The organism is Streptococcus mitis (assembly GCF_047462815.1).
GTDB classification, from domain to species: Bacteria; Bacillota; Bacilli; order Lactobacillales; family Streptococcaceae; genus Streptococcus; species Streptococcus mitis_DO.
On the sequence record NZ_JASHFB010000006.1, the window covers coordinates 18,611 to 42,231 of the forward strand.

General features: G+C 41.5%; 22 protein-coding genes. 9 read left to right on the forward strand and 13 right to left on the reverse strand.

The window, feature by feature from the left end; all coding sequences use genetic code 11:
* Positions 1 to 28 precede the first annotated feature (28 nt).
* The 3 genes from QM865_RS04260 (at position 29) to QM865_RS04270 (ending at position 5,982) form a co-directional block, all read left to right on the forward strand.
* Positions 29 to 2,440 carry a glycosyl hydrolase family 95 catalytic domain-containing protein gene (locus QM865_RS04260; RefSeq protein WP_414306081.1) on the forward strand — a complete coding sequence of 804 codons (2,412 nt, stop codon included), beginning with the start codon at positions 29 to 31 and terminating at the stop codon, positions 2,438 to 2,440.
* Between the two features lie 130 nt (positions 2,441 to 2,570).
* Positions 2,571 to 3,272, forward strand: coding sequence for an ABC transporter ATP-binding protein (locus QM865_RS04265; protein WP_261074496.1), 702 nt, complete (start codon positions 2,571 to 2,573; stop codon positions 3,270 to 3,272).
* A 1-nt stretch (position 3,273) separates the two neighbouring features.
* A complete protein-coding gene (locus QM865_RS04270) occupies positions 3,274 to 5,982 on the forward strand; it encodes an FtsX-like permease family protein (protein ID WP_414306082.1) in 2,709 nt (902 codons plus the stop codon).
* A 94-nt stretch (positions 5,983 to 6,076) separates the two neighbouring features.
* Here the strand turns inward: QM865_RS04270 and tpx are convergent, their stop codons facing one another.
* From tpx to QM865_RS04290, 4 genes are all read right to left on the reverse strand, one after another.
* Entirely contained in the window at positions 6,077 to 6,568 is a 492-nt protein-coding gene (gene tpx, locus QM865_RS04275) for a thiol peroxidase (protein ID WP_269798493.1), read from the reverse strand.
* 122 nt (positions 6,569 to 6,690) lie between these two features.
* Positions 6,691 to 7,620 (reverse strand): metal ABC transporter substrate-binding lipoprotein/adhesin PsaA, encoded by a 930-nt coding sequence (gene psaA / locus QM865_RS04280; RefSeq protein WP_000733076.1) that lies wholly within the window; start codon positions 7,618 to 7,620, stop codon positions 6,691 to 6,693.
* 31 nt (positions 7,621 to 7,651) lie between these two features.
* Positions 7,652 to 8,500: a metal ABC transporter permease gene (locus QM865_RS04285; protein ID WP_049500957.1), complete on the reverse strand. Its 849-nt coding sequence runs from the start codon at positions 8,498 to 8,500 to the stop codon at positions 7,652 to 7,654.
* On the reverse strand, positions 8,497 to 9,219 hold the full coding sequence (locus QM865_RS04290) for a metal ABC transporter ATP-binding protein (RefSeq protein WP_414306083.1): 723 nt from the start codon (positions 9,217 to 9,219) through the stop codon (positions 8,497 to 8,499). Before QM865_RS04290 ends, QM865_RS04285 begins: the two co-directional genes overlap by 4 nt.
* Positions 9,220 to 9,396: 177 nt before the next feature.
* Here QM865_RS04290 and pepO point away from each other — a divergent pair, with 177 nt between their 5' ends.
* Entirely contained in the window at positions 9,397 to 11,289 is a 1,893-nt protein-coding gene (gene pepO, locus QM865_RS04295) for an endopeptidase PepO (RefSeq protein WP_414306084.1), read from the forward strand.
* Positions 11,290 to 11,417: 128 nt separating this feature from the next.
* Here the strand turns inward: pepO and QM865_RS04300 are convergent, their stop codons facing one another.
* Together QM865_RS04300 and QM865_RS04305 are read right to left on the reverse strand one after the other, a co-directional pair.
* Positions 11,418 to 12,047 (reverse strand): MBL fold metallo-hydrolase, encoded by a 630-nt coding sequence (locus QM865_RS04300; protein ID WP_414306085.1) that lies wholly within the window; start codon positions 12,045 to 12,047, stop codon positions 11,418 to 11,420.
* 275 nt (positions 12,048 to 12,322) lie between these two features.
* Positions 12,323 to 12,586 (reverse strand): hypothetical protein, encoded by a 264-nt coding sequence (locus QM865_RS04305; protein WP_261065128.1) that lies wholly within the window; start codon positions 12,584 to 12,586, stop codon positions 12,323 to 12,325.
* A gap of 343 nt (positions 12,587 to 12,929) precedes the next feature.
* Between QM865_RS04305 and QM865_RS04310 the strand changes: the two genes are divergently transcribed.
* Together QM865_RS04310 and dtd are read left to right on the forward strand one after the other, a co-directional pair.
* A complete protein-coding gene (locus tag QM865_RS04310; RefSeq protein WP_414306086.1) occupies positions 12,930 to 15,152 on the forward strand; it encodes a RelA/SpoT family protein in 2,223 nt (740 codons plus the stop codon).
* 29 nt (positions 15,153 to 15,181) lie between these two features.
* Positions 15,182 to 15,625, forward strand: a complete 444-nt coding sequence (gene dtd, locus QM865_RS04315) for a D-aminoacyl-tRNA deacylase (RefSeq protein ID WP_414306087.1) — start codon at positions 15,182 to 15,184, stop codon at positions 15,623 to 15,625.
* Positions 15,626 to 15,663: 38 nt separating this feature from the next.
* Here the strand turns inward: dtd and QM865_RS04320 are convergent, their stop codons facing one another.
* The 4 genes from QM865_RS04320 to QM865_RS04335 form a co-directional block, all read right to left on the reverse strand.
* Positions 15,664 to 16,077, reverse strand: coding sequence for a hypothetical protein (locus QM865_RS04320; protein WP_000720030.1), 414 nt, complete (start codon positions 16,075 to 16,077; stop codon positions 15,664 to 15,666).
* A gap of 18 nt (positions 16,078 to 16,095) precedes the next feature.
* Complete coding sequence (locus tag QM865_RS04325) at positions 16,096 to 16,509, reverse strand: hypothetical protein (protein ID WP_000737932.1); 414 nt, start codon at positions 16,507 to 16,509, stop codon at positions 16,096 to 16,098.
* A 119-nt stretch (positions 16,510 to 16,628) separates the two neighbouring features.
* Positions 16,629 to 17,339, reverse strand: coding sequence for a nicotinamide mononucleotide transporter (locus tag QM865_RS04330; protein WP_414306088.1), 711 nt, complete (start codon positions 17,337 to 17,339; stop codon positions 16,629 to 16,631).
* Positions 17,340 to 17,460: 121 nt separating this feature from the next.
* Positions 17,461 to 18,111, reverse strand: coding sequence for a metal-dependent transcriptional regulator (locus QM865_RS04335; RefSeq protein WP_173267255.1), 651 nt, complete (start codon positions 18,109 to 18,111; stop codon positions 17,461 to 17,463).
* A 111-nt stretch (positions 18,112 to 18,222) separates the two neighbouring features.
* On the opposite strand from QM865_RS04335, the gene QM865_RS04340 reads away from it, so the two are divergent.
* From QM865_RS04340 to QM865_RS04350, 3 genes are all read left to right on the forward strand, one after another.
* Positions 18,223 to 19,065, forward strand: a complete 843-nt coding sequence (locus QM865_RS04340; RefSeq protein WP_285300309.1) for a metallophosphoesterase family protein — start codon at positions 18,223 to 18,225, stop codon at positions 19,063 to 19,065.
* A gap of 75 nt (positions 19,066 to 19,140) precedes the next feature.
* Complete coding sequence (locus QM865_RS04345) at positions 19,141 to 19,578, forward strand: Rrf2 family transcriptional regulator (RefSeq protein ID WP_001166788.1); 438 nt, start codon at positions 19,141 to 19,143, stop codon at positions 19,576 to 19,578.
* A 68-nt stretch (positions 19,579 to 19,646) separates the two neighbouring features.
* A complete protein-coding gene (locus QM865_RS04350) occupies positions 19,647 to 20,666 on the forward strand; it encodes a YdcF family protein (protein WP_414304111.1) in 1,020 nt (339 codons plus the stop codon).
* An 87-nt stretch (positions 20,667 to 20,753) separates the two neighbouring features.
* Here QM865_RS04350 and QM865_RS04355 read toward each other — a convergent pair whose 3' ends face one another.
* The 3 genes from QM865_RS04355 to QM865_RS04365 all read right to left on the reverse strand — a co-directional run bounded on the left by QM865_RS04355 (position 20,754) and on the right by QM865_RS04365 (position 23,385).
* The gene (locus QM865_RS04355; protein ID WP_414306089.1) at positions 20,754 to 21,827 is read right to left on the reverse strand and encodes a DUF2974 domain-containing protein; all 1,074 of its coding nucleotides are present in this window, start codon (positions 21,825 to 21,827) and stop codon (positions 20,754 to 20,756) included.
* A 123-nt stretch (positions 21,828 to 21,950) separates the two neighbouring features.
* Complete coding sequence (locus QM865_RS04360; RefSeq protein WP_023946208.1) at positions 21,951 to 22,727, reverse strand: ferredoxin reductase; 777 nt, start codon at positions 22,725 to 22,727, stop codon at positions 21,951 to 21,953.
* A gap of 88 nt (positions 22,728 to 22,815) precedes the next feature.
* On the reverse strand, positions 22,816 to 23,385 hold the full coding sequence (locus tag QM865_RS04365) for a TetR/AcrR family transcriptional regulator (RefSeq protein ID WP_261015094.1): 570 nt from the start codon (positions 23,383 to 23,385) through the stop codon (positions 22,816 to 22,818).
* Between the last annotated feature and the right edge of the window lie 236 nt (positions 23,386 to 23,621).

Here is a 23,621-nt window from a genome sequence, read left to right on the forward strand (position 1 = left end):
TCTAGGCTTTTTATGTTAGTATGGTAGTATGATAAGGAATAAAAAACAAGATTATGTGCTGACCTACAAGCAACCAGCTTCAACCACTTACAAGGGGTGGGAAGAAGAGTCTTTACCGATTGGCAATGGTTCTTTAGGTGCTAAAGTATTTGGGCTTATAGGGGCTGAACGGATTCAATTCAATGAAAAAAGTCTTTGGTCTGGTGGTCCACTTCCTGATAGTTCAGATTATCAGGGTGGAAATCTTCAGGACCAGTATAGTTTTTTAGCTGAAATTCGGCAGGCTTTGGAAAAGAGAGATTACAATCGGGCAAAAGAACTGGCAGAACAGCACCTAGTTGGGCCCCAAACGAGTCAATATGGGACCTATCTGTCATTTGGGGATATTCATATTGTGTTTAGTAATCAAGGCAAGACTTTGTCTCAGGTGACGGATTATCAGAGACAGCTGAATATCAGTAAGGCACTTGCGACGACTTCCTATGCCTATAAGGGAACGCGATTTGAACGTAAAGCCTTTGCGAGTTTTCCAGATGATCTCTTGGTTCAGCGCTTTACTAAGGAAGGGTTGGAAACTCTAGATTTTACTATAGAACTATCCTTGACCCGTGATTTGGCTTCTGATGGAAAGTATGAGCAGGAAAAATCTGATTACAAGGAGTTTAAGCTGGATATTACTGATTCTTATATCTTGATGAAGGGGCGAGTTAAGGACAATGACCTGCAGTTTGCTAGTTATCTAGCTTGGGAAACAGATGGAGACATTAGAGTCTGGTCGGATAAGGTTCAGATATCAGGAGCCAGTTATGCCAATCTTTTCTTGGCAGCTAAGACGAATTTTGCCCAAAATCCTGCTAGCAATTATCGCAAGAAAATAGATTTAGAGCAGCAAGTAAAGGACTTGGTGGAGACAGCTAAAGAAAAGGGTTATGCCCGATTGAAATCAAGGCATATTGAGGACCACCAAGCCTTATTCCAACGTGTTCAATTGGATTTGGGGTCTGATGTTGACACATCCACTACAGATGATTTGCTAAAAAATTATAAACCACAAGAGGGACAGGCTTTGGAGGAGCTGTTCTTCCAGTATGGACGGTATTTATTGATTAGTTCTTCCAGAGATTGTCCAGATGCTCTACCAGCTAACTTGCAAGGGGTCTGGAATGCGGTCGACAATCCTCCTTGGAATTCGGACTATCACTTAAATGTCAATCTGCAGATGAATTATTGGCTAGCCTATGTTACCAATCTCCTAGAGACGGCCTTTCCGGTCATCAACTATGTAGATGATTTGCGTGTTTATGGTCGTCTAGCAGCTGCAAGGTATGCAGGAATCGTCTCTCACGAAGGGGAGGAGAATGGTTGGTTGGTTCATACTCAAGCGACTCCCTTTGGTTGGACGGCACCTGGTTGGGATTACTATTGGGGTTGGTCACCAGCTGCCAATGCGTGGATGATGCAAACCGTTTATGAATCCTATTCATTTTATAGGGATCAAGACTATCTCAGGGAGAAAATTTATCCCATGTTGAGGGAAACGGTTCGTTTTTGGAATGCTTTTTTACATGAGGATAAGGAGGCGAAGCGATGGGTATCTTCTCCATCTTACTCCCCAGAACATGGGCCGATTTCGATTGGCAATACCTATGACCAATCTCTGATTTGGCAATTATTCCATGATTTTATTCAGGCTGCTCAAGAATTGGGGCTGGATGAGGCTTTGTTGACTGAGGTCAAGGAGAAGTTTGACTTGCTTAATCCTCTTCAAATCACTCAATCTGGTCGAATCAGGGAGTGGTATGAGGAGGAAGAGCAACATTTTCAAAATGAAAAAGTGGAGGCCCAGCATCGGCACACTTCCCATCTAGTGGGACTTTATCCTGGCAATCTCTTTAGCTATAAGGGGCAGGAGTATCTTGAAGCCGCGCGTGCTAGTCTCAATGATCGTGGAGATGGGGGCACAGGTTGGTCCAAGGCTAATAAGATCAATCTCTGGGCGCGTTTGGGAGATGGCAATCGAGCCCATAAATTATTAGCAGAGCAGTTAAAGTCATCCACCTTGCCAAATCTTTGGTGTAGCCACCCTCCTTTTCAGATAGATGGTAATTTTGGTGCTACTAGTGGCATGGCAGAAATGTTACTCCAGTCTCATACAGCTTATCTGGTACCTCTAGCCGCCCTACCCGATGCATGGTCAAGAGGTTCCGTTTCAGGCTTAATGGCACGTGGACACTTTGAAGTGAGCATGAGGTGGGCGGATAAAAAACTCTTACAGTTGACCATTTTATCAAGAAGCGCGGGAGATTTGCGAGTCTCTTATCCAGATATTGAGAAGAGTGTGATTGAAGTGAATCAAGAAAAAATAAAAGCGAAATGCATGGGGAAAGATTGTATTTCGGTAGCAACAGCAGAAGGCGATCTTGTTCAATTTTATTTTTAAGAAGGTGATAGAAGGCAGTAATTTGAAACTGCCTTTTTTGAAGGATTTGAGAATGTAAGCAGTTTCCAACTAGTTGAAAAAGCGTTATAATGGTAGTAGGAAGTAATTTGTTTGAGAGAGGGTGGGTCTGATGGCTTATATTGAGATGAAACACTGTTACAAGCGTTATCAGGTTGGGGATACGGAGATTGTGGCCAATCGTGATGTGAATTTTGAGATTGAAAAGGGTGAATTGGTTATTATTCTAGGTGCATCTGGTGCAGGCAAGTCAACGGTTCTTAACCTTCTTGGAGGCATGGATACCAATGATGAAGGGGAGATTTGGATTGATGGTGCCAATATTGCAGACTATAGTTCCCACCAGAGGACCAATTACCGCCGCAATGATGTTGGTTTTGTTTTTCAGTTTTATAATCTAGTTTCCAATCTGACAGCTAAGGAAAATGTGGAGTTGGCCTCAGAAATTGTGACAGATGCCTTGAATCCTGAGCAGGTCTTGACAGATGTAGGTCTGGCTCATCGTCTCAATAACTTTCCAGCCCAGCTTTCTGGAGGGGAGCAACAGCGAGTCTCCATTGCACGCGCGGTAGCCAAAAATCCTAAAATCCTCCTTTGTGATGAACCGACTGGAGCCTTGGACTATCAGACGGGTAAGCAGGTTTTGAAAATTCTCCAAGACATGTCTCGTCAAAAGGGAGCGACGGTGATCATCGTGACTCATAATGGAGCTTTGGTGCCCATTGCTGATCGCGTGATTCATATGCACGATGCCAGTGTCAAGGATGTGGTGATAAACCAGCATCCTCAGGATATCGACAGTTTGGAGTACTAGCATGATCAAGCGAAAAACCTATTGGAAGGATTTAATTCAGTCCTTCACAGGCTCCAAGGGGCGTTTTTTATCCATTTTAACCTTGATGATGTTGGGGTCTCTAGCCATAGTAGGCCTCAAAGTGACTAGCCCCAACATGGAGGCGACAGCTAATGCTTATTTAAGAACTGCTCAAACCTTGGATTTGGCAGTTATGTCTAATTATGGTTTGGATCAAACAGATCAAGAAGAACTAGAACAGATAGAGGGCGCAGAGGTTGAGTTTGGCTATTTGACAGATGTGACTATGGAAAATGGGCAGGATGCCATTCGGCTGTACTCCAAACCAGAGCGAATTTCAACCTTTCAGCTAAGAGAGGGACGACTTCCTCAGTCAGACCAGGAAATCGCTTTGGCTAGTCATTTGCAGGGTCAATACAGTGTAGGACAGGAGATTAGTTTTAAAGAAAAAGAAGAGGGGCATTCCTCTTTAAAAGATCATACTTATACCATTACTGGTTTTGTGGATTCAGCTGAAATCCTCTCCCAGCGGGATATGGGCTATGCAGGAAGTGGAAGTGGGACTCTGACAGCCTACGGGGTGATTTTGCCTAGCCAGTTTGATCAAAAAGTCTATAATATAGCACGCTTGAAATATCAAGATTTAGCAGGCTTAAATGCTTTTTCATCAGCTTATGAAGAAAAATCCAAGCAACATCAGGAAGACCTTGAACAAGCTTTATCAGATAATGGCAAGGCACGTCTGCAAGTCTTGAAAAAAGAAGGCCAAGAATCTCTCGATAAGGGGCAAGAGACCCTTGATAAGGCTCAGACTAATTTGCAGGAAGGCAAGCGTCGTTTGGCAACTGCTCAAGCTCGTTTACAGGCTCAAGAAAGTCAACTAGCCTTGCTTCCTCAAGATCAGAGAGAGCAGGCCCGTGCTCAACTTACCCAAGCCAAGCAGGAATTGAGCAAGGAAGAGGACAAACTAAAGCAGGCTGAACAAAATCTAGCCCAAGAAAAGGAAAAATTAGAAAAACATCAGCAATTCTTGGATGATTTAGCTGAGCCCAAGTATCAAGTATATAATCGTCAGACCATGCCTGGTGGTCAGGGCTATCTCATGTACAGTAATGCTTCAGCCAGTATTCGGGCAGTGGGCAATATCTTTCCTGTGGTTCTTTATGCCGTAGCGGCTATGGTGACCTTCACAACTATGACTCGTTTTGTGGATGAAGAGCGAACTCATGCAGGGATTTTTAAGGCCTTGGGCTATCGTAGTAAGGATATTATCGTCAAGTTTCTCCTCTACGGTCTAGTAGCTGGGACTGTAGGAACAGCTCTAGGTAGCATACTTGGACATTATTTACTAGCCGGTGTGATTTCAAGTGTCATTACAAAAGGCATGGTGGTGGGAGAAACCCAGATTCAGTTCTATTGGACCTATAGCTTACTGGCTCTTGTCTTGAGTTGGTTGGCGAGTGTGCTACCAGCCTACTTGGTAGCTCGTAGGGAACTTCATGACGAAGCAGCCCAGCTTTTATTGCCTAAACCTCCTGTTAAAGGAGCTGAAATCTTACTAGAGCGCATCGGTTTTATCTGGCGTCGTCTCAGTTTTACCCATAAGGTAACAGCTCGCAATATCTTCCGTTATAAGCAGCGGATGTTGATGACGATCTTTGGTGTGGCAGGTTCAGTCGCTCTGCTCTTTGCCGGTTTGGGAATTCAGTCCTCTGTAGCAGGAGTTCCGTCTAGACAGTTTCAACAAATTCAACAGTATCAGATGATTGTCTCTGAAAATCTTAGTGCGACCAATCAGGACAAGGCAAATCTAGAAGAAGTATTGAAAGGGCAAGATATCCAAGCTTATCAGAAAATCTATTCTAAAACGCTAGACAAGGATTTCAAAGGTAAGGCTGGTCTTCAGACAATTACCCTTATGATGACAGAGAAGGAAGATTTGACTCCCTTTATCCATCTGCAAAATCATCAGCAAGAGTTGACATTAAAAGATGGAGTTGTCATCACAGCTAAACTCGCCCAGCTGGCAGGTGTTAAGGTTGGGCAGACTCTAGAAATTGAAGGTAAGGAACTAACGGTCGCTGCCATTGCTGAGAACTACGTTGGTCACTTTATTTATATGAGTCAGGCTAGCTATGAGCAAATTTACGGACAACTACCCAAGACCAACACTTATCTGGTCTCGCTAAGGGATACAAGTGCTACTAGTATCGAAAGACAGGCCGGCTTACTTATGAATCAAGCTGCGGTGTCCAGCGTTGTCCAAAATGCTTCAGCCATTCGACTCTTTGACTCCGTCGCTAGCTCACTCAATCAGACCATGACCATCTTAGTTATCGTGTCGGTTCTATTGGCTATCGTTATCCTTTACAATCTGACCAATATCAATGTGGCTGAGAGAATACGTGAACTCTCTACTATCAAGGTTCTCGGTTTTCATAATAATGAAGTCACCCTCTACATTTATCGTGAGACGATTGTCTTGTCTCTTGTGGGAATCGTCCTTGGTCTGGTCTCAGGTTTCTATTTACACCAATTTTTGATTCAAATGATTTCGCCTGCGACTATTCTCTTTTATCCGCAGGTAGGCTGGGAAGTCTATGTAATTCCAGTTGCAGCAGTAAGCACCATTTTGACCCTACTTGGTTTCTTTGTCAATCATCATCTGAGAAAAGTTGATATGCTTGAAGCCTTGAAATCTGTAGAGTAAGGCGATTGTTTTTAGCTGATTGCCCTTGTATTTACACGTAAACAAAAATCCTCCGTTTCAAAGAGCAGGAACTCTTTGAAACGGAGGATTTTTTCTATAGGGATTTAGCTGCTTTAATTGCGGCTTCGAAGTTGGGTTCTGAGTTGATATTGTCCACGTATTCAACGTAGCGAATCGTATTGTCAGTATCGAGGACAAAGACTGCACGTGCCAATAGGTGCCATTCATTAATTAAGAGAGCGTAATCACGTCCAAAGGAATGGTCAAAATAGTCTGAGAGCATGATGGCATTTTCAATGCCTTCAGCACCACACCAACGTTTTTGGGCAAAGGGTAGGTCCATGGAAACAGTCAAGACGACTGTGTTGTCCAGTCCAGCCAGTTCTTCATTAAAACGACGCGTTTGAGTTGAGCAGATACCTGTATCGATAGAAGGCACGACACTCAAGACTTTTTTCTTACCATCAAAATCAGATAGAGATTTTTTAGAAAGATCTGTTGTAGTGAGTGAAAAATCAAGTGCCTTGTCGCCGACTTGTAGTTGTTTACCTGTAAAGCTCACAGGATTTCCGAGGAAAGTTACCATAAGATACTCCAATCTTTTTTCTTCCATTTTAGCTGAAACAGTCAGAATTTTCCAATGATTTGACTGGAAATGTGGGCATAGAAAAAACGTCAATTCGGAAAAGAATGACGTTTTTCAGAGGCTTATTTTGCCAATCCTTCAGCAATCTTGTCAAGGTTGTATTTCATCATGTTGTAGTAGCTGTCGCCTTCTTTACCTTGTTCTGCGATAGAGTCAGTAAAGATTTGTGCGTAGATTGGGATGTTTGTGTCTTGTGAAACAGTCTTCATTGGACGGTCATCCACACTTGATTCTACAAAGAGGGAAGGAGTTTTTGTTTGGCGAAGTTTTTCAACCAATGTCTTGATTTGGTCAGGTGTTCCTTCTTCTTCAGTGTTGATTTCCCAGATGTAGGCACTTGGGACACCGTAGGCTTTAGAGAAGTATTTGAAGCATCCTTCGCTGGTTACAATGAGTTTTTTCTCAGCAGGGATGTTGTTAAATTTCTCCTTAGCTTCCTTGTCAAGTTTGTCTAGCTTATCAGTATATTCTTTAAGATTTTTTTCGTAGAATTCCTTGTTGCTAGGGTCTTTAGCGCTCAATTGTTTTGCGATATTTTTAGCAAAGATCATACCGTTTTCAAGGTTAAGCCAAGCGTGTGGGTCTTCTTTGCCTTTTTCGTTTTGACCTTCAAGGTAGATAACATCAACGCCTTCGCTGACTGCAAAGTAGTCTTTGTTTTCAGTTTTCTTAGCATTTTCTACCAATTTTGTAAACCAAGCATTGCCACCTGTTTCAAGGTTGATACCGTTATAGAAAATCAAATCAGCTTGAGAAGTTTTCTTAACGTCTTCAGGGAGTGGTTCGTATTCGTGTGGGTCTTGGCCAACAGGAACGATACTGTGAAGATCAATCTTGTCACCAGCAATATTTTTAGTAATATCAGCGATGATTGAGTTTGTAGCAACAACTTTTAGTTTTTGACCAGAAGCTGCATCTTTCTTTCCACTAGCACATGCTACAAGAGCGATGACGGAAAGAAAGAGAACGAGTAATGTACCTAATTTTTTCATTAGATCCTCCAATTTATTGGGGTTTTGCCCCTTATTTTAACAAATGTTTATTTTTCAGTTTCAAATATCGTTGTTTTGGAGCGATAAAGAAGCTAATGAGAAAGAAACTAGCAGCTGTAAGCACGATACTAGAACCTGCCGCAACGTTAAAGCTATAACCGATAAAGAGTCCCAAAACTGAAGCTATCGCTCCAAAGGTTGAGGAAAGGAAAATCATGCTTTTCAGGCTATTAGCATACAGATAAGCAGTTGCAGCTGGGGTAATCAGCATGGCTACAATCAGGATAGTTCCGACACTTTGCATGGCTGTCACAGACACGAGAGTCAGGAGTACCATGAGAAGGTAGTGATAGAAATTGACAGGCATTCCCATGGCTTTAGCCAAGAGTTCATCAAAGGAAGTTATCAAGAGTTGCTTGAAGAAAATCCAGATTAACAAGAGAATGACTGCCCCAACACCCATAGTAATAAACATATCCGTATCTTGGACGGCTAGGATATTACCAAAAAGGATATGGAAAAGGTCAGTTGAACTTTTAGCGACACTAATCAAGATGATACCGAGGGCTAAGAAAGAAGAAAAGGTAATGCCGATGGCGGTATCGCTTTTGATAATCGAGTTCCCCTTGATGTAGGTAATGATGATGGCAGCTAGCAATCCAAAGACAATAGCTCCGATAAAGAAGTCAACGCCCAAGATGAAGGAGAGGGCTACACCTGGCAAGACAGCATGTGAAATGGCATCTCCCATGAGTGACATCCCGCGTAGAATGATGAAACATCCTACAGCTCCAGCTACGACCCCGACGACAATGGCTGTTATCAAGGCATTTTGTAAGAAATGGAATTTTTGCAATCCATCGATAAATTCTGCAATCATAGGTCACCTCCATTGAAAAAGAGTCGATTACCGTAAGCTTCTTTGAGATTGGCTTCGGTAAAGGTTTCTTTGGTTGGACCAAAGGCAATCACTTCTCGATTGACAAGCAAGACTTGATCGAAGTAGTGGGGAACCTTGCTGAGGTCGTGGTGGACGATGAGAACCGTCTTCCCAGCTTTTTTTAAATCTCTCAGCGTATTCATGATGATTTCCTCACTGACAGAATCAATCCCAACAAAGGGTTCATCTAAGAGTATATAATCGGCTTCCTGCACCAAACATCTGGCAATCAAGACCCGCTGGAATTGACCTCCAGACAGTTGACTGATTTGACGTTCAGCGTAGTCAGCTAGACCGACGATTTCAAGGGCCTCTTGCACTTTCTTCCAATGTTTAGCCTTTAAACTGCGAAAGAGAGGGATAGAGGGAAAGAGTCCTAGTGAGACGCATTCCTTGACTTTGATGGGAAAGTTGTAGTCGATATTGATTTTTTGTTCGACATAGGCGATTCGATGTAAGGATTTTTTAACTTCCTTGTCATCGAGAAATGCCTGACCTTGCTGTGGGATAATTCCCAGCATCCCTTTTAATAATGTTGATTTCCCAGCACCGTTTGGACCAATGATACCGGTAATTGTTGGTCCATGGAGCACTAGTGAAATATCCTTAAGTGCCAACGTTTCTTTGTAGGAGACACTGAGGTTTTCGATACGTATCATAAACTTATATTCCTCCTGTCTCTTAATATACATTAAAAAAAAAATTAAGTCAAGTTAATTTTTGAAAAAATTAAAATAATAACTGAAAAACAATAGAAAGTATCAGTTCATTTTTAATTGCATTCCCAGGTAATTTTTGTTAAGCTAAAAGCAAGTACAAATGAAAGCGAGAACAATATGACACGTTATCAAGATGATTTTTATGATGCAATTAATGGAGAATGGCAACAGACAGCTGAAATCCCAGCAGATAAGTCTCAAACGGGAGGTTTTGTTGATTTAGACCAGGAAATTGAAGACTTGATGCTTGCGACAACAGACAAGTGGTTGGCAGGTGAAGAGGTGCCTGAGGATGCTATTTTGGCAAATTTTGTCAAATACCACCGCCTAGTTCGTGATTTTGACAAGAGAGAAGCTGACGGTATCACACCTGTCTTACCACTTCTTAAAGAGTTCCAAGAATTGGAGACTTTTGCGGATTTTACAGCTAGACTAGCAGAGTTTGAGCTTGCAGGAAAACCGAACTTCCTTCCTTTTGGTGTATCACCAGACTTTATGGATGCCAGAATCAACGTTTTATGGGCTAGCGCTCCAAGCACGATCCTGCCAGATACGACCTACTATGCAGAAGACCATCCTCAACGCGAAGAGCTCTTGACTCTTTGGAAAGAAAGCAGCGCAAATCTCCTCAAGGCTTATGATTTCTCTGATGCAGAAATTGAAGACTTGCTAGAGAAAAGACTAGAATTGGACCGTCGAGTTGCGGCAGTGGTGCTCTCTAATGAAGAAAGTTCAGAGTATGCTAAACTTTACCATCCATATGCTTACGAAGATTTCAAGAAATTTGCGCCTGCCCTACCTTTGGATGACTTCTTCCAAGCAGTTCTTGGACAAGTGCCAGACAAGGTTATTGTAGATGAGGAACGCTTCTGGCAAGCAGCAGACCAATTCTATAGTGAAGAGGCATGGCCTCTCCTTAAGGCAACCTTAATTTTAAGTGTTGTTAATCTCTCAACCAGCTATTTAACAGAAGAAATTCGTGTCTTGTCAGGTGCCTATAGCCGTGCGCTTTCAGGAGTTCCAGAAGCCAAAGACAAGGTCAAGGCGGCTTATCAACTAGCACAAGGTCCTTTCAAACAATCCTTGGGTCTCTGGTATGCCCATGAAAAATTCTCTCCAGAAGCTAAGGCAGACGTAGAGAAAAAAGTGGCAACCATGATTGATGTTTATAAGGAACGCTTGGCCAAAAATGACTGGCTGACTCCAGAAACTCGTGACAAGGCCATCGTCAAACTCAATGTTATTAAGCCTTATATCGGTTACCCAGAAGAATTGCCAGAACGCTATAAGGACAAAGTAGTGGATGAGACTGCTAGTCTTTTTGACAATGCTCTAGCCTTTGCGCGTGTGGAAATCAAGCACAGTTGGAGCAAGTGGAATCAGCCTGTTGACTACAAGGAATGGGGCATGCCTGCTCATATGGTCAATGCCTACTACAATCCACAGAAGAACCTAATTGTCTTCCCAGCAGCTATTTTACAGGCTCCTTTTTATGACTTGCATCAGTCATCTTCTGCTAACTACGGTGGTATTGGGGCAGTTATTGCCCATGAAATTTCTCACGCCTTTGATACCAACGGAGCTTCCTTTGATGAAAATGGTAGCCTCAAGGATTGGTGGACAGAGAGCGACTATGCTGCCTTCAAAGAGAAAACACAAAAAGTTATCGATCAATTTGATGGACAGGATTCTTATGGAGCAACCATCAACGGTAAATTGACTGTATCAGAAAATGTGGCTGACTTGGGAGGAATCGCAGCAGCGCTTGAAGCAGCTAAGAGAGAACCAGACTTCTCAGCAGAAGAATTCTTCTACAACTTCGGTCGCATCTGGCGCATGAAAGGTCGTCCAGAATTTATGAAACTTTTGGCTAGCGTCGATGTGCACGCACCAGCCAAACTCCGTGTCAATGTACAAGTACCAAACTTCGATGATTTCTTTACAACCTATGATGTCAAAGAAGGAGACGGTATGTGGCGTTCACCAGAAGAGCGCGTGATTATTTGGTAATGCAAAGAGGTCAGTAATCAGAAAAAAGGCATTCAATCAGGTGTGAAAACCTTGTCTGGATGCCTTTTGTAATAGAAAGATTTGCTGGATAGTTTACTTAAATTGTGCTGTTGATTGTCATCATTTTACTAGAAAAAAGGATTGAAAGTTTTTTCGTGAGCGATAGTAGTAGCTGGACCATGCCCTGGATAGACATCATAGTTTGGTAGGGTGAAGAGTTGGGTCTGGATACTATGAAGGAGTTGCTCCATGCTACCAGTCGGAAGATCCGTCCGTCCGATTGTTTCACGGAACAAAGCATCTCCTGTCAAGACTAGGTGAGCTTGCGGAAAGACGATAGAAACACCGCCGATAGAGTGCCCTGGTGTTGGCAAGACAGTGAAACGAAATTCCTCTAGTTGGTATTCTTCGTGAAAGATAAAAGTGTGTTCTGCAGGTTTTGCGACCACATCTGCCATATCATCGTGACGAGGGAGACCAGAGAGATTATCGACAGGAGTGTAGAGCCAGCTGGCTTCGCTCTCTGCGATATAGACAGGAGGATTGCCAAAAGTCTCACGAACCAAGTCCAGACTCATGATATGGTCATAATGAGCGTGGGTCAAGAGAATAGCGCAGATCGGTTTGTTGATGTTCTCTATTGTCTGACGAATGGCTTCCCAATGGCTACCGGGATCGACGACGATGAGGTTCTTTTCGCCTTCTAGGTAATAGGTGTTTTCATAGGCAACAGGATTCACGGTTTTATGGATTTTCATGTTAGCTCCAATCTCAAAGAATGCACTAATACTCTTCGAAAATCAAATCCAAACCGCGTCAACGTCGCCTTGCCGTATATATGTTACTGACTTCATCAGTTCTATCTACAACCTCAAAGCGGTGCTTTGAGCAACCTGTGGCTAGTTTCCTAGTTTGCTCTTTGATTTTCATTGAGTATAAATTAAGTATAGCACAGTTGGGGAGAATAGGTAAGGATTTAGAATGAACTTAAAAACCAGCATGACTAGATGAAGACAGGCTGGTTATCAATTTATCAATATTGGAGAGGTGTCAATTGCCCTTCATAGGTTGCATAAACTCCGTCATTAGCTTGTTTGATAGACGTGATGTTTAGAGTGCCACCGTAGTTGGCTTCTCGTTTATCGCTATATTCACTATAAGTTATCCTATTGGGCAGGTTCTGGTCGTTAGCATAGTATTGAACGACTGTTTTTTTATAGCTTTGCTGGCTGAATAGGAACAGGCAGCAAACTCCTAACACTAGGAGAGCAAAGATAGAAATAGCAGTTTTTTTCATAGGTGTTCTCCTTATAAACTAAAGGATAAAAGAAAGTATCTTGAGGATTTTAATTCCAAAATCCAGTCAAGGTACCAGTGTATGTGATACGAGTTCCACCGTTTATCTTTCGTATATTCAATGGAATTGGGGAAGTCAGAAAGTCTTTCGGTTACAATATGGTTTCCGTTCTTCTATCTCTCCTTCTATCACCTAAGTTTAAAATCTAACTTCGTAATATATTATAGACTAATAATTCAGAATTATCAAGCAATTCTGAATTATTTTTTTCTTATTCTGTTCCAATCTAGTTTTCATATTCTTAAAAAAGTGATAAAATGGTAGGAAGAATTGGAGAGTAGAGATGCCAAAAGAAGTGAATTTAACAGGCGAAGAAGTTGTCGCTTTAACCAAAGAATATTTAACAGAAGAGGATGTTCATTTTGTCCATAAGGCCTTGGTCTATGCGGTGGAATGCCATAGTGGTCAATACCGCAAATCAGGTGAGCCTTATATCATTCACCCTATCCAAGTAGCAGGTATTTTAGCCAAACTCAAGCTGGATGCTGTAACGGTAGCTTGCGGTTTCTTGCATGATGTGGTGGAAGATACTGATGCTACCTTGGACGATTTGGAAAGAGAGTTTGGTCCTGATGTGCGCGTGATTGTCGACGGGGTTACCAAACTCGGTAAGGTCAAGTACAAGTCTCACGAGGAGCAGTTGGCTGAAAATCATCGTAAGATGCTTATGGCTATGTCTGAGGATATCCGTGTTATCTTGGTCAAACTGTCTGATCGCTTGCACAATATGCGGACCCTGAAACATCTTCGAAAAGATAAGCAGGAGCGTATTTCCAAAGAAACCATGGAAATCTATGCCCCACTTGCCCATCGTTTGGGGATTTCTAGCGTCAAATGGGAATTGGAAGACTTATCTTTCCGTTATCTCAACCCAACGGAGTTTTACAAGATTACCCATATGATGAAGGAAAAGCGCAGAGAGCGTGAAGCATTGGTGGATGAGGTAGTCACAAAATTAGAAAACTATACGACAGATCGTCATCTAAACGGGAAGATTTACGGTCGTCCCAAGCATATTTACTCTATTTTCCGCAAAATGCAGGATAAGAGAAAACGGTTTGAGGAAATCTATGACCTGATTGCCATTCGTTGTATTTTGGATACCCAAAGTGATGTCTATGCCATGCTTGGTTATGTTCATGAGCTTTGGAAACCCATGCCTGGTCGCTTTAAAGACTACATCGCTAATCGCAAGGCCAATGGTTACCAGTCTATCCATACGACTGTCTATGGGCCAAAAGGGCCGATTGAATTCCAGATTCGGACCAAGGCCATGCATGAGGTGGCTGAGTACGGGGTTGCGGCTCACTGGGCTTATAAGAAAGGCATTAAGGGGCAGGTTAACAGCAAGGAATCAGCTATTGGGATGAACTGGATCAAGGAGATGATGGAGCTCCAAGACCAGGCTGATGATGCCAAGGAATTTGTCGATTCAGTTAAGGAAAACTATCTGGCTGAGGAGATTTATGTCTTTACCCCAGATGGAGCTGTCCGCTCTCTTCCAAAAGATTCAGGACCGATTGACTTTGCCTACGAAATCCATACAAAAGTCGGGGAAAAAGCAACTGGTGCCAAGGTCAATGGTCGTATGGTTCCCCTGACAACCAAGCTCAAGACAGGGGATCAGGTTGAAATTGTTACCAACCCGAACTCCTTTGGACCGAGCCGTGACTGGCTCAATATGGTCAAGACCAGCAAGGCGCGCAACAAGATTCGTCAGTTCTTTAAAAACCAAGATAAGGAATTGTCTGTCAATAAGGGTCGTGAAATGCTGATGGCCCAGTTCCAAGAAAATGGCTATGTGGCCAATAAATTCATGGACAAGCGTCATATGGACCAAGTTCTGCAAAAGACTAGCTACAAGACAGAAGAATCCCTTTTTGCGGCTATTGGTTTTGGTGAAATCGGTGCTATTACTGTCTTTAACCGTCTGACTGAAAAAGAACGCCGTGAAGAAGAACGTGCCAAGGCCAAGGCTGAAGCAGAAGAACTTGTCAAAGGTGGCGAGGTCAAGGTTGAAAACAAAGAAACCCTCAAGGTTAAGCATGAGGGTGGTGTGGTCATTGAAGGTGCCTCAGGTCTCCTCGTGCGGATTGCCAAGTGTTGTAATCCTGTTCCTGGTGATGATATTGTCGGCTATATCACTAAGGGGCGTGGTGTGGCTATTCACCGTGTGGACTGTATGAACCTGCGTGCCCAAGAAAACTACGAGCAACGTCTCCTTGATGTGGAGTGGGAAGACCAGTATTCAAACTCAAATAAGGAGTATATGGCTCATATCGATATCTATGGTCTCAACCGTACAGGACTGTTGAACGATGTACTGCAAGTTCTTTCAAACACAACCAAGAACATCTCAACGGTCAATGCCCAACCAACCAAGGATATGAAGTTTGCTAATATCCATGTGTCCTTCGGCATTGCTAACCTCTCGACGCTGACCACGGTCGTAGATAAGATTAAGAGCGTACCAGAGGTCTATTCTGTTAAACGGACCAACGGCTAATTGGCCTAGCTCTTACTAGAAAGGCTATTATGAAAATCATTATCCAACGGGTTAAAAAAGCCCAAGTGAGTATCGAAGGTCAGGTTCAGGGAAAAATTAATCAGGGACTCTTATTGCTGGTTGGTGTTGGACCAGAGGACCAAGAGGAAGATTTGGACTATGCTGTGAGAAAACTGGTCAATATGCGGATTTTTTCAGATGCAGAAGGCAAGATGAACCTGTCTGTCAAAGATATTGAAGGAGAAATCCTCTCTATTTCTCAGTTTACCCTCTTTGCGGATACTAAGAAAGGCAATCGTCCAGCCTTTCCAGGTGCAGCCAAGCCTGATATGGCATCAGACTTCTATGATGCATTCAATCAAAAATTAGCGCAAGAAGTGCCCGTTCAGACAGGCATCTTTGGAGCGGATATGCAGGTTGAGCTGGTCAATGATGGGCCAGTTACCATTATCCTAGATACTAAAAATAGATAAGAAAGACCAAGCCCAGCCGGCTTGGTTTTTCTCATCTATCATAAAATGCTCCAAAAAGAAATCGGTTCTTGATAGGGCTTGGGGAAATCTTGTTTCAGGCTTTGGCAAGTGCGATAGGAAGGGATGATGTGTCCTAGGATGAGGAGGGTATCCTGAAGGAAAAGTGGGATGCTACTTAAAAATATCAAGGAGAGAATCATCAGGCTATCCCATAGGAGGATTTGTAAGGCAAAACGCCAGAATCGCGGTCTAATCTGGGAATAGAGTTGACTAAAGTGGTCACAAAGCTGATTAGACAGATAGGTCAATAGCACAGGATGAAAGAAAATGAGCCAACCGCTATAAATTAAAATCCAATCCCAAGTAAGCCCTTCTTTAAATGTCAAAAATGCCAGCATAATTCCATCAATGACAAGGAGTTGAATAGTTTTGATGAAGATGATTTTTTTCATGCTAAAACCTCCTTTTCCTTAGAGACACTCCCATAAAGTGATGTGTTTATCGTAAAAGTCTGGATAGTTTTCTCTTAGGTAGTCAGTCGTCAGATAATATAAAGTATAATGACAAGCAGTGACGATTGGCATAAGAGTGGAAAATCGCTGAGAACTAGTGAAGGCTAAGAGAACAAATAATAGAAAGTCGCTGATGAGCACCCCTAAATAGTAGAAGCGAATCATTTTATTGATTTGAGGATAAATCTCAGCGAATTGATTTTTTAGTTGGACGACCAAGCGAAATAGCAGGAGTCCCTGAACAAGGAGGAAAATAAAACCAGTGAGCAAGAGCCAGTCGAAAGCTGTCTCGGGTCTAGTGCTAAAAAATGCGAATAGTAGCAAATCGATAACTGCAATTGCTGTAAAATGGATTCTATAGAGTTTTTTCATGACAAGACCTCCCTCTTTTATCTAGCTTCATTCTACTCTAAAAGAATGGGAGTTACAAGTAAAATGATAAAAAATTTTAGTAAGGAGATTCTGTTAGATTTCTTTATTTGATTTTCCTCTTATTGTTTTACTTCTTCATCATTCCAGACAAATAAAGCTCCGATTGCATTGAGGATATAAAAGATGTATTTACCGATATTGGCAAAGTTTCCTTGAATGCCAGCCTTTGTCAGCTGAACGAAATTGTAAATCAACCAAAAGCCCCACTGACTTGTTAGTTTCAATGCATTCAAAGCATTGGCAATGAGGGACAGTGCAAAGGCAATAGTTGTTACGTAGGCAAGGAGATTCATCTTGCCCTCATATCCGATATAGTTGGTCACAAAGGCAAAGAGGAAGGCGATGATTGAAATGATGATGGCCGCCAATTTTAGCTGTTCTTGGCTCATTTGGTTGGGTCTGCCTTCTTGCGAAGCTTCCCATTTCTTAATAGCAAAGGTATAAATGAGGAAGGTGACGGGATAAGTGATAATAGCCGCCTTATTTCCAAGGATATAATCAATAGCACCGGACAAAATGGTATTAACAATGCCAAAGTAATTTCCCCATTTGCTTAATTTTCCCGTGAAACGAGTGGACAACATGGAAATCCCAACATTGGTTACGGAAATCAATCCAAAGGGAACAAGAGCTGTCCATGGTCCCCAGTCTACAAATTTATCGAGGCGGGAGTTGAGGTAACCAGATGCAATCGCAATCCCAACGACCAGAGCAACTCCAAAGAGGTCAAACCATTTAGATGTCGCAAAAATTTTTAGTGATTTTTTCATAGGTTAAACTATCTTTCTTTTTTTTTTAACAAATATTCTACAACTAAATGAAAGCAAAATCAAATGATAAAAATAAAACCCTGAAAATCAAATTTTCAGGGTTGGTAGGGGACTTGAGAAATTAGTTGATTTTTTCGACATAGAGTTGTTTGGCAATGTCCATATTCACTTGTAAATCCTCGTCTTTACTAAGGATAGTGAAGGTGTTGCTGAAGCCATCAAACTGCTTGACTTGGAGCGAATCACCGATGTGAAGTGAGTGCTTGTCCAGATAACTGAGAATGTCAAAACTATCGTGCACACGAGTCAGACGGTAGGCGCCCGCTTCCTTGATGTCAGCTAGTGGCAGGTTATTGATTTCAACTAAGAGTTCTCCCTTGGCAGGAATAGTTCCTCCGTGGGGGCAGGTTTTAGGGAACCCTAGCAATTTATCCAGTCTTTCCACGAACAGGTCAGATACAGTATGTTCCAAGACCTCAGCTTCCTCGTGAATCTGGTCACTTGTATAGTCTAAATGATGGACTAGAAAAACTTCAATCAAGCGATGCTTACGGTAGAGCTCTGAGACCAGTTTGAGTCCAAGGTCAGTCAGTAGATAGCCACATTCCTTGTCCTTGAGGATGAGATTTTCACTTTTCATCCGTTTAATCATTTCAGTTACGGCAGGGGGAGAGACTTGCATGCGGGCCGCAATTTCCTTGTTGGTAATCTTATGCAGGTCTATGCCAATTTCATAAATACATTTTAGATAGTCTTCTTTATTCGGGGTCATTCGCTTCCTCTTGTCTAATATCTCTATCTAGTATATCAAAAAAAGCTAGATTTCTCTAGCTGTGACTTTTTATGTTATACTTATTGCAAGAGAAAAAACGAGGAGATGGATATGACGAAAATAGCTCTTCTTTCAGATATTCATGGAAATACCACCGCCTTGGAGGCTGTTTTGGCAGATGCTCGGCAGCTAGGAGTGGATGAATACTGGCTTTTGGGAGACATTCTCATGCCAGGGACAGGGCGTAGAAAGATTTTGGACTTGTTGGCTCAACTACCGATTACGGCTAGAGTTTTGGGAAACTGGGAAGACAGTCTTTGGCATGGTGTCCGCAAGGAATTGGATAGTACTCGTCCCAGTCAACGCTATCTCTTGCGCCAGTGTCAGTATGTTTTAGAGGAAATTTCCCTAGAAGAAATTGAACTGCTCCACAATCAACCTCTCCAGATTCATCGTCAGTTTGGGGATTTGACGGTAGGAATTAGCCACCATCTTCCTGATAAGAACTGGGGGAGAGAGTTGATTCATACTGGAGCGCAAGAGGACTTTGACCGCTTGGTGACCAATCCCCCTTGTGATATTGCTGTTTATGGTCATATTCACCAGCAGTTGCTTCGTTACGGTACTGGTGGGCAATTGATTGTCAATCCAGGTTCGATTGGGCAACCTTTCTTTCTAGATGCCCAGTTACGGAAGGACTTGCGAGCCCAGTATATGATTTTAGAGTTTGATGACAAGGGCTTGGTAGATATGGACTTCCGACGGGTAGACTACGATGTGGCAGCTGAATTGCAGCTGGCTAAAGATCTTAAACTTCCCTATTTTGAGGTTTACTATGAAAGTCTGGTCAATGGGATCCACCATACTCATCATCAGGAATTTCTGAGAGAATTGGCCCAGAAAGAGGGTTATGATAGGGAATTAGATGCTTGGTTGAAAAGTGGTAACGATTGACATTACAACTGAAAAGGGTATAATAATAGAAAAAGAAGAGTAGAGGCAGGCTAGCCTCATAAAAAGGAGAAGAGGATGCAAATTCCAAGTAGATTTACCATTGCGACTCATATGCTGATAATCATTGCCCTAGAGGGGAAGGAAAGCAAGGTGACCAGTGATTTTTTGGCTGCTAGTGTCGGGGTCAATCCTGTCATTATCAGAAAAACCTTGTCCCAGTTGAAGAAGGCAGAGCTGATTTCAGTCGCGCGCGGAACAGGGGGAACAGAGATTGTTAAGGATCTCAAAGACATTAGTCTATTAGATGTTTATCAGGCGGTTGAGTGTCTTGGTAAGACTGGTCAACTCTTCAGTTTCCATGACAATCCGAATCCAAATTGTCCAGTTGGAGCTCATATTCATGATGTTTTGGATCAAAAATTGGAGAGAATCCAACTGGCTATGGAGGCTGAACTTGGTCAGACCAGTCTAGAGCAAGTCGTGGCTGATGCAGAGAGTCAGATGAAGGAGTAAGAGGGATAGATGCCCTCTTTTTCTCTATGTAAAATTGTGATAAAATAGAATCATTAAAGGAGGAAGAAATGTATCTCGTTATAGGAATTGTATTGGCATTTATAGTGTCATTTTGGAAGGATAATAGAAGTTTGTGGAATCCAGTATTATTCTTATTATCCCTCATTTCCAGTTATTTTTATCTAGGCTACCTTTTTTATCAAAATGGGTATGAGAAGATTCATTTCGCTTTTTTTATATTTCCCTTTATTTTACTTCCTTTTTTGCTTTTTCTAAGTGGCATCTTTCTAATCTATAATGGGGTCATTTTGTTGAAGCGAGAGGGACGTTCAAAGGCTAATTATCTCTCCATGCTCCTTGGAATAGTCATTTTGCTATTTTTTGCTTTGATGTCATTTCGATTGGGAGGACGACATGAATTATTTTACACCAATCACTTTCTAAATATTTTATTTGCATTTATTGCTTATTCTTACTTTATTTTTGGTTTTGCTTTTGTGGCTTTTATTCTGTACTCTATCTTGTATCTCTTTATTCCTAAGAAGAAGCATTATGATTTTATTATCATTCATGGTGCAGGTTTGTTAGACGGAGAAAAGGTAACACCTTTGCTGAAGAGGAGAATTGATAAGGCAGTAGAAGCTTACCACAAGTCTAAAAATTCTAACATAAAAATTATTGCCAGCGGTGGAAAAGGAGCAGATGAGAAGATTTCTGAAGCGCAGGCTATTACAAACTATCTGCTTACGGAGACAGATGTTCCCCAAGATGCGATTATTCTGGAGGATCAATCAAGGACTACCTACGAGAACCTTCTCTTTTCTAAGGAACTTGGCGAGAAACTGGTAGCCAAGCCTCAATTTCTCTTTGTAACAAATGATTATCATGTCTTTAGAACAAGTACCTATGCTCGTAAGTTAAAAATGAAGGGAGATGGCCTCGGATGTAGGACGGCAGGCTACTACATACCATCTGCTTTTATTCGGGAGTACGTAGCGCTCTGTGTTAAGATGAAATGGCTTTTCCTTGCCTTTTATGTCCTGCTATCAGTCCTCATTTTGATAGCCTACAAAGGGATTATTTGGTAGTCAGATTCTATTTAAAAAGACTTAGAATGCACATGAAAGTATGTATTCTAGGTCTTTTGTTTTGTATACATTTGATTTTCAAGAGTGTTATCTATTTTTCCAGGCTTGGTAACGGGTATCAATCAATAATTGAGTGAGGCGTCCCATGGTTTCCCTTTCTTCTGGAGTGAGGGATTGAGCTTGGACGAAGAGATGACGAATGTGTTCGATAGCCTTTAAGGAAGACAAGTCATTGATAGAAGTAATACCAGAATCAAGAATGGTGCCAAAGAAGAGATCGAAGTAGAGCTGGAGTTCTTCGTCAGGGACTGTGGCCACCCACTCCTTGAAGGTTGTGTCAACTTGTTGGCTATCACTGTTGGTCTTATCCAGTTGGACGAAGTGCTTGTCCTCAATCTGCCAACTAAAGGTATCGTGCTGGGCGATACCACCTAAGGCAGTACTGTGCACGATGATTTGGTGGTTAGGGATTTCCATCATCATACCGATAATGGAGCCTTGTGGGATGAAGACCTTGGTTCTATCCATTATCCTTTGATAGCCCTCGGTTTGTGTCAGTTCTTTGTGGAGACCGGGAGCATCAAAGGTATAAACTGCTGTGATTTGATCCTGCAAGCTTTGCTCAATTTGACTAGCAGCATAGATGGCTAGATTTCCTCCCTTGGAATGCCCAGTCAGAATGACCTTTTGCTTAGGATGTTGGGCAAAAAAGTTCTTTAAATAGCGGAGGGCATGCTTTTGAGCAGGAATTTCCTTCATATAGGTCAGGTGGAAATCTTCCTTCCAGCCAATGATGCTGTCATCAGTCCCACGAAAGACAATCAGATAGGTGTCGAGAGTGAGGCGGTAGGTCATAGCCGCAAATTGCTTTTGCAGCTCAGGGTCGATGTCGTTGATAAAATGGGAGAGTTTGCAATTTTTGAAGCGCTTGTGTTGAGCTAGTTCATCTAATAGCTGGAGGCGATTTTTGCTGGTCAACATGTTTGGCTCCCTTGGAACCTGAGGTGCCAGGTCTAAAAGTCGCTGAGGAGCTGTGGAGACCAGATTATCAAATGAGAGATAGGTGATTTCTGTTAAGGCTAAAACATCTAATTCATTCAAAGGAAGGTCGTAATAAGAATCGTGTGCGACATCTTTCAGATAATCAAAAATATTGGTCATAAGAGCTCCTTTCTTTTTATTTATCTTATCACAAACACATAGAATTTACTAGTTGGTTTGTACGATCTCTCTACATACCGACCTATAATGGTATGATTTAGATACATAGAAGACAGTTTGCTTTTATTTCAAACCTCTAAACATACTTGTTTGTATCTGTTTGTCGTCAATCCCATTCTCTTTTAAGAAATTTTTCATCTCATTTATATCATCAGGTTGGCCGGTTAAGAGATAAATAGCTTGGTTACCGTATTTCACAACCGCATTTTTTAAAAATGCTTGGCTTTGAGAAAAGGTTTCGCTAGTTTTATAAGTTAGATTCGGATTATTCTTACTAAGCTCTCTTAACTCATTATCAAAAATGTTTACTCCTTTGTCTAAATGATTAAGAATGATGGAGCGCTTACCAGCCCACTCTTTCACAACTGGACGTAGAGTAGAAATACCGACATCAGAGGCAAAACAAACCAGTGCTTGGTCATTGTCTTTAACAGATAAAGATGACTCCAACCAACTCATCTCAATTTTACTACCAGCTGGTAAATGTGTTAAGGTTTCCTTAAACACGCTACCACTATTATGGGTTACAATAAGAATTTCATCCTCATCAGGAGTGGAAGCAAGGGTTAGCCATCGGCTAGCCTGATCCTCCTTTACTGGACTTTTGTCTGGACCAAACGAGCTGTCAGGAAGCTTAAACTGAGCATAGGAGCCAGCTTTCCATATTTGATTTTTTGGTTTTGTGATGTGAACTAAATACAAATCTCCGCTGGGATTTTCAATGGATTTTATCGATAAAGTTTGACTTCGTCCAAGATAGGTAATGATTCCCCAAGATATAAAGCCGAGCACTCCAAGTGTAGTTAGAATAATTATGAACATTTTTTTCCCTCGTTTCATTTTTAACTCCTATAGTGTAGTAATTTTCTATGAATGAATAATATTTTTTTTCATTCAATAATTTCCAAAAAATAAAGAAAAGATTTCTTTATTTCAGTATTCCTTTAATGAAGTTGGTTGCTAGTATTTCTACAGTTTTGCTAATATCTGGAAAATCATTTTCTGTGATATGCATATCCATGTAGTAAAATAGGTTGTAAACTTGTAAAATATCTTGAATTTTTTCTGGAGAATGACCTTCAGTCTGCAAACGATGAGTAAAGGTTTTCACGAGAAATTGATGAAATGGATTTGTGACTTTCCCTTCTTCTGAGGAATAGTAGCTATGTAACTCATCTGCTATGGCAGGATTGTACCATTCTGCAAGGATTTTATTGGAGGAAACGAGTGCTCTGGATTGAGCAAAGAGTTGACTAATAAGATCAATCATATCAATTTCCCAATCCAGTTCTTCGATCATAGTTTGGCGAACACGGTTGTTTTCATCAATATAGATATCTAAAAAAATAGCCTCTTTACTTTCGTAATAGTTATAAAAAGATCCGACTGCCATATGAGCTTGTCTAGCAATTTCTGAAATTCCTGTCGCCTTGTATCCTTTTTTTGAAAAAACTTCATAAGCTGCGGATTTCAAAGCCTGTTTTTTGTCCAATTTGATTCACCTCTTTTCTGAATGAATATTAAATATTGTTCATTCATATCTTAACAAATCTTTTTCAGATTGTCAATCTGAAAGCTAGAACTTTTTACGGATACCACTTGATAAGGAGCTTTTCAATGTTAGAAGAGTATAGAGTGTCGTTTTAACTACACTCAAGGTTTGGAAGAATAGATATAAATTTTGGTTAAGGGGATGTATAAAAGAACTGAAATGAGGGTTGAAAAAATTAAAAA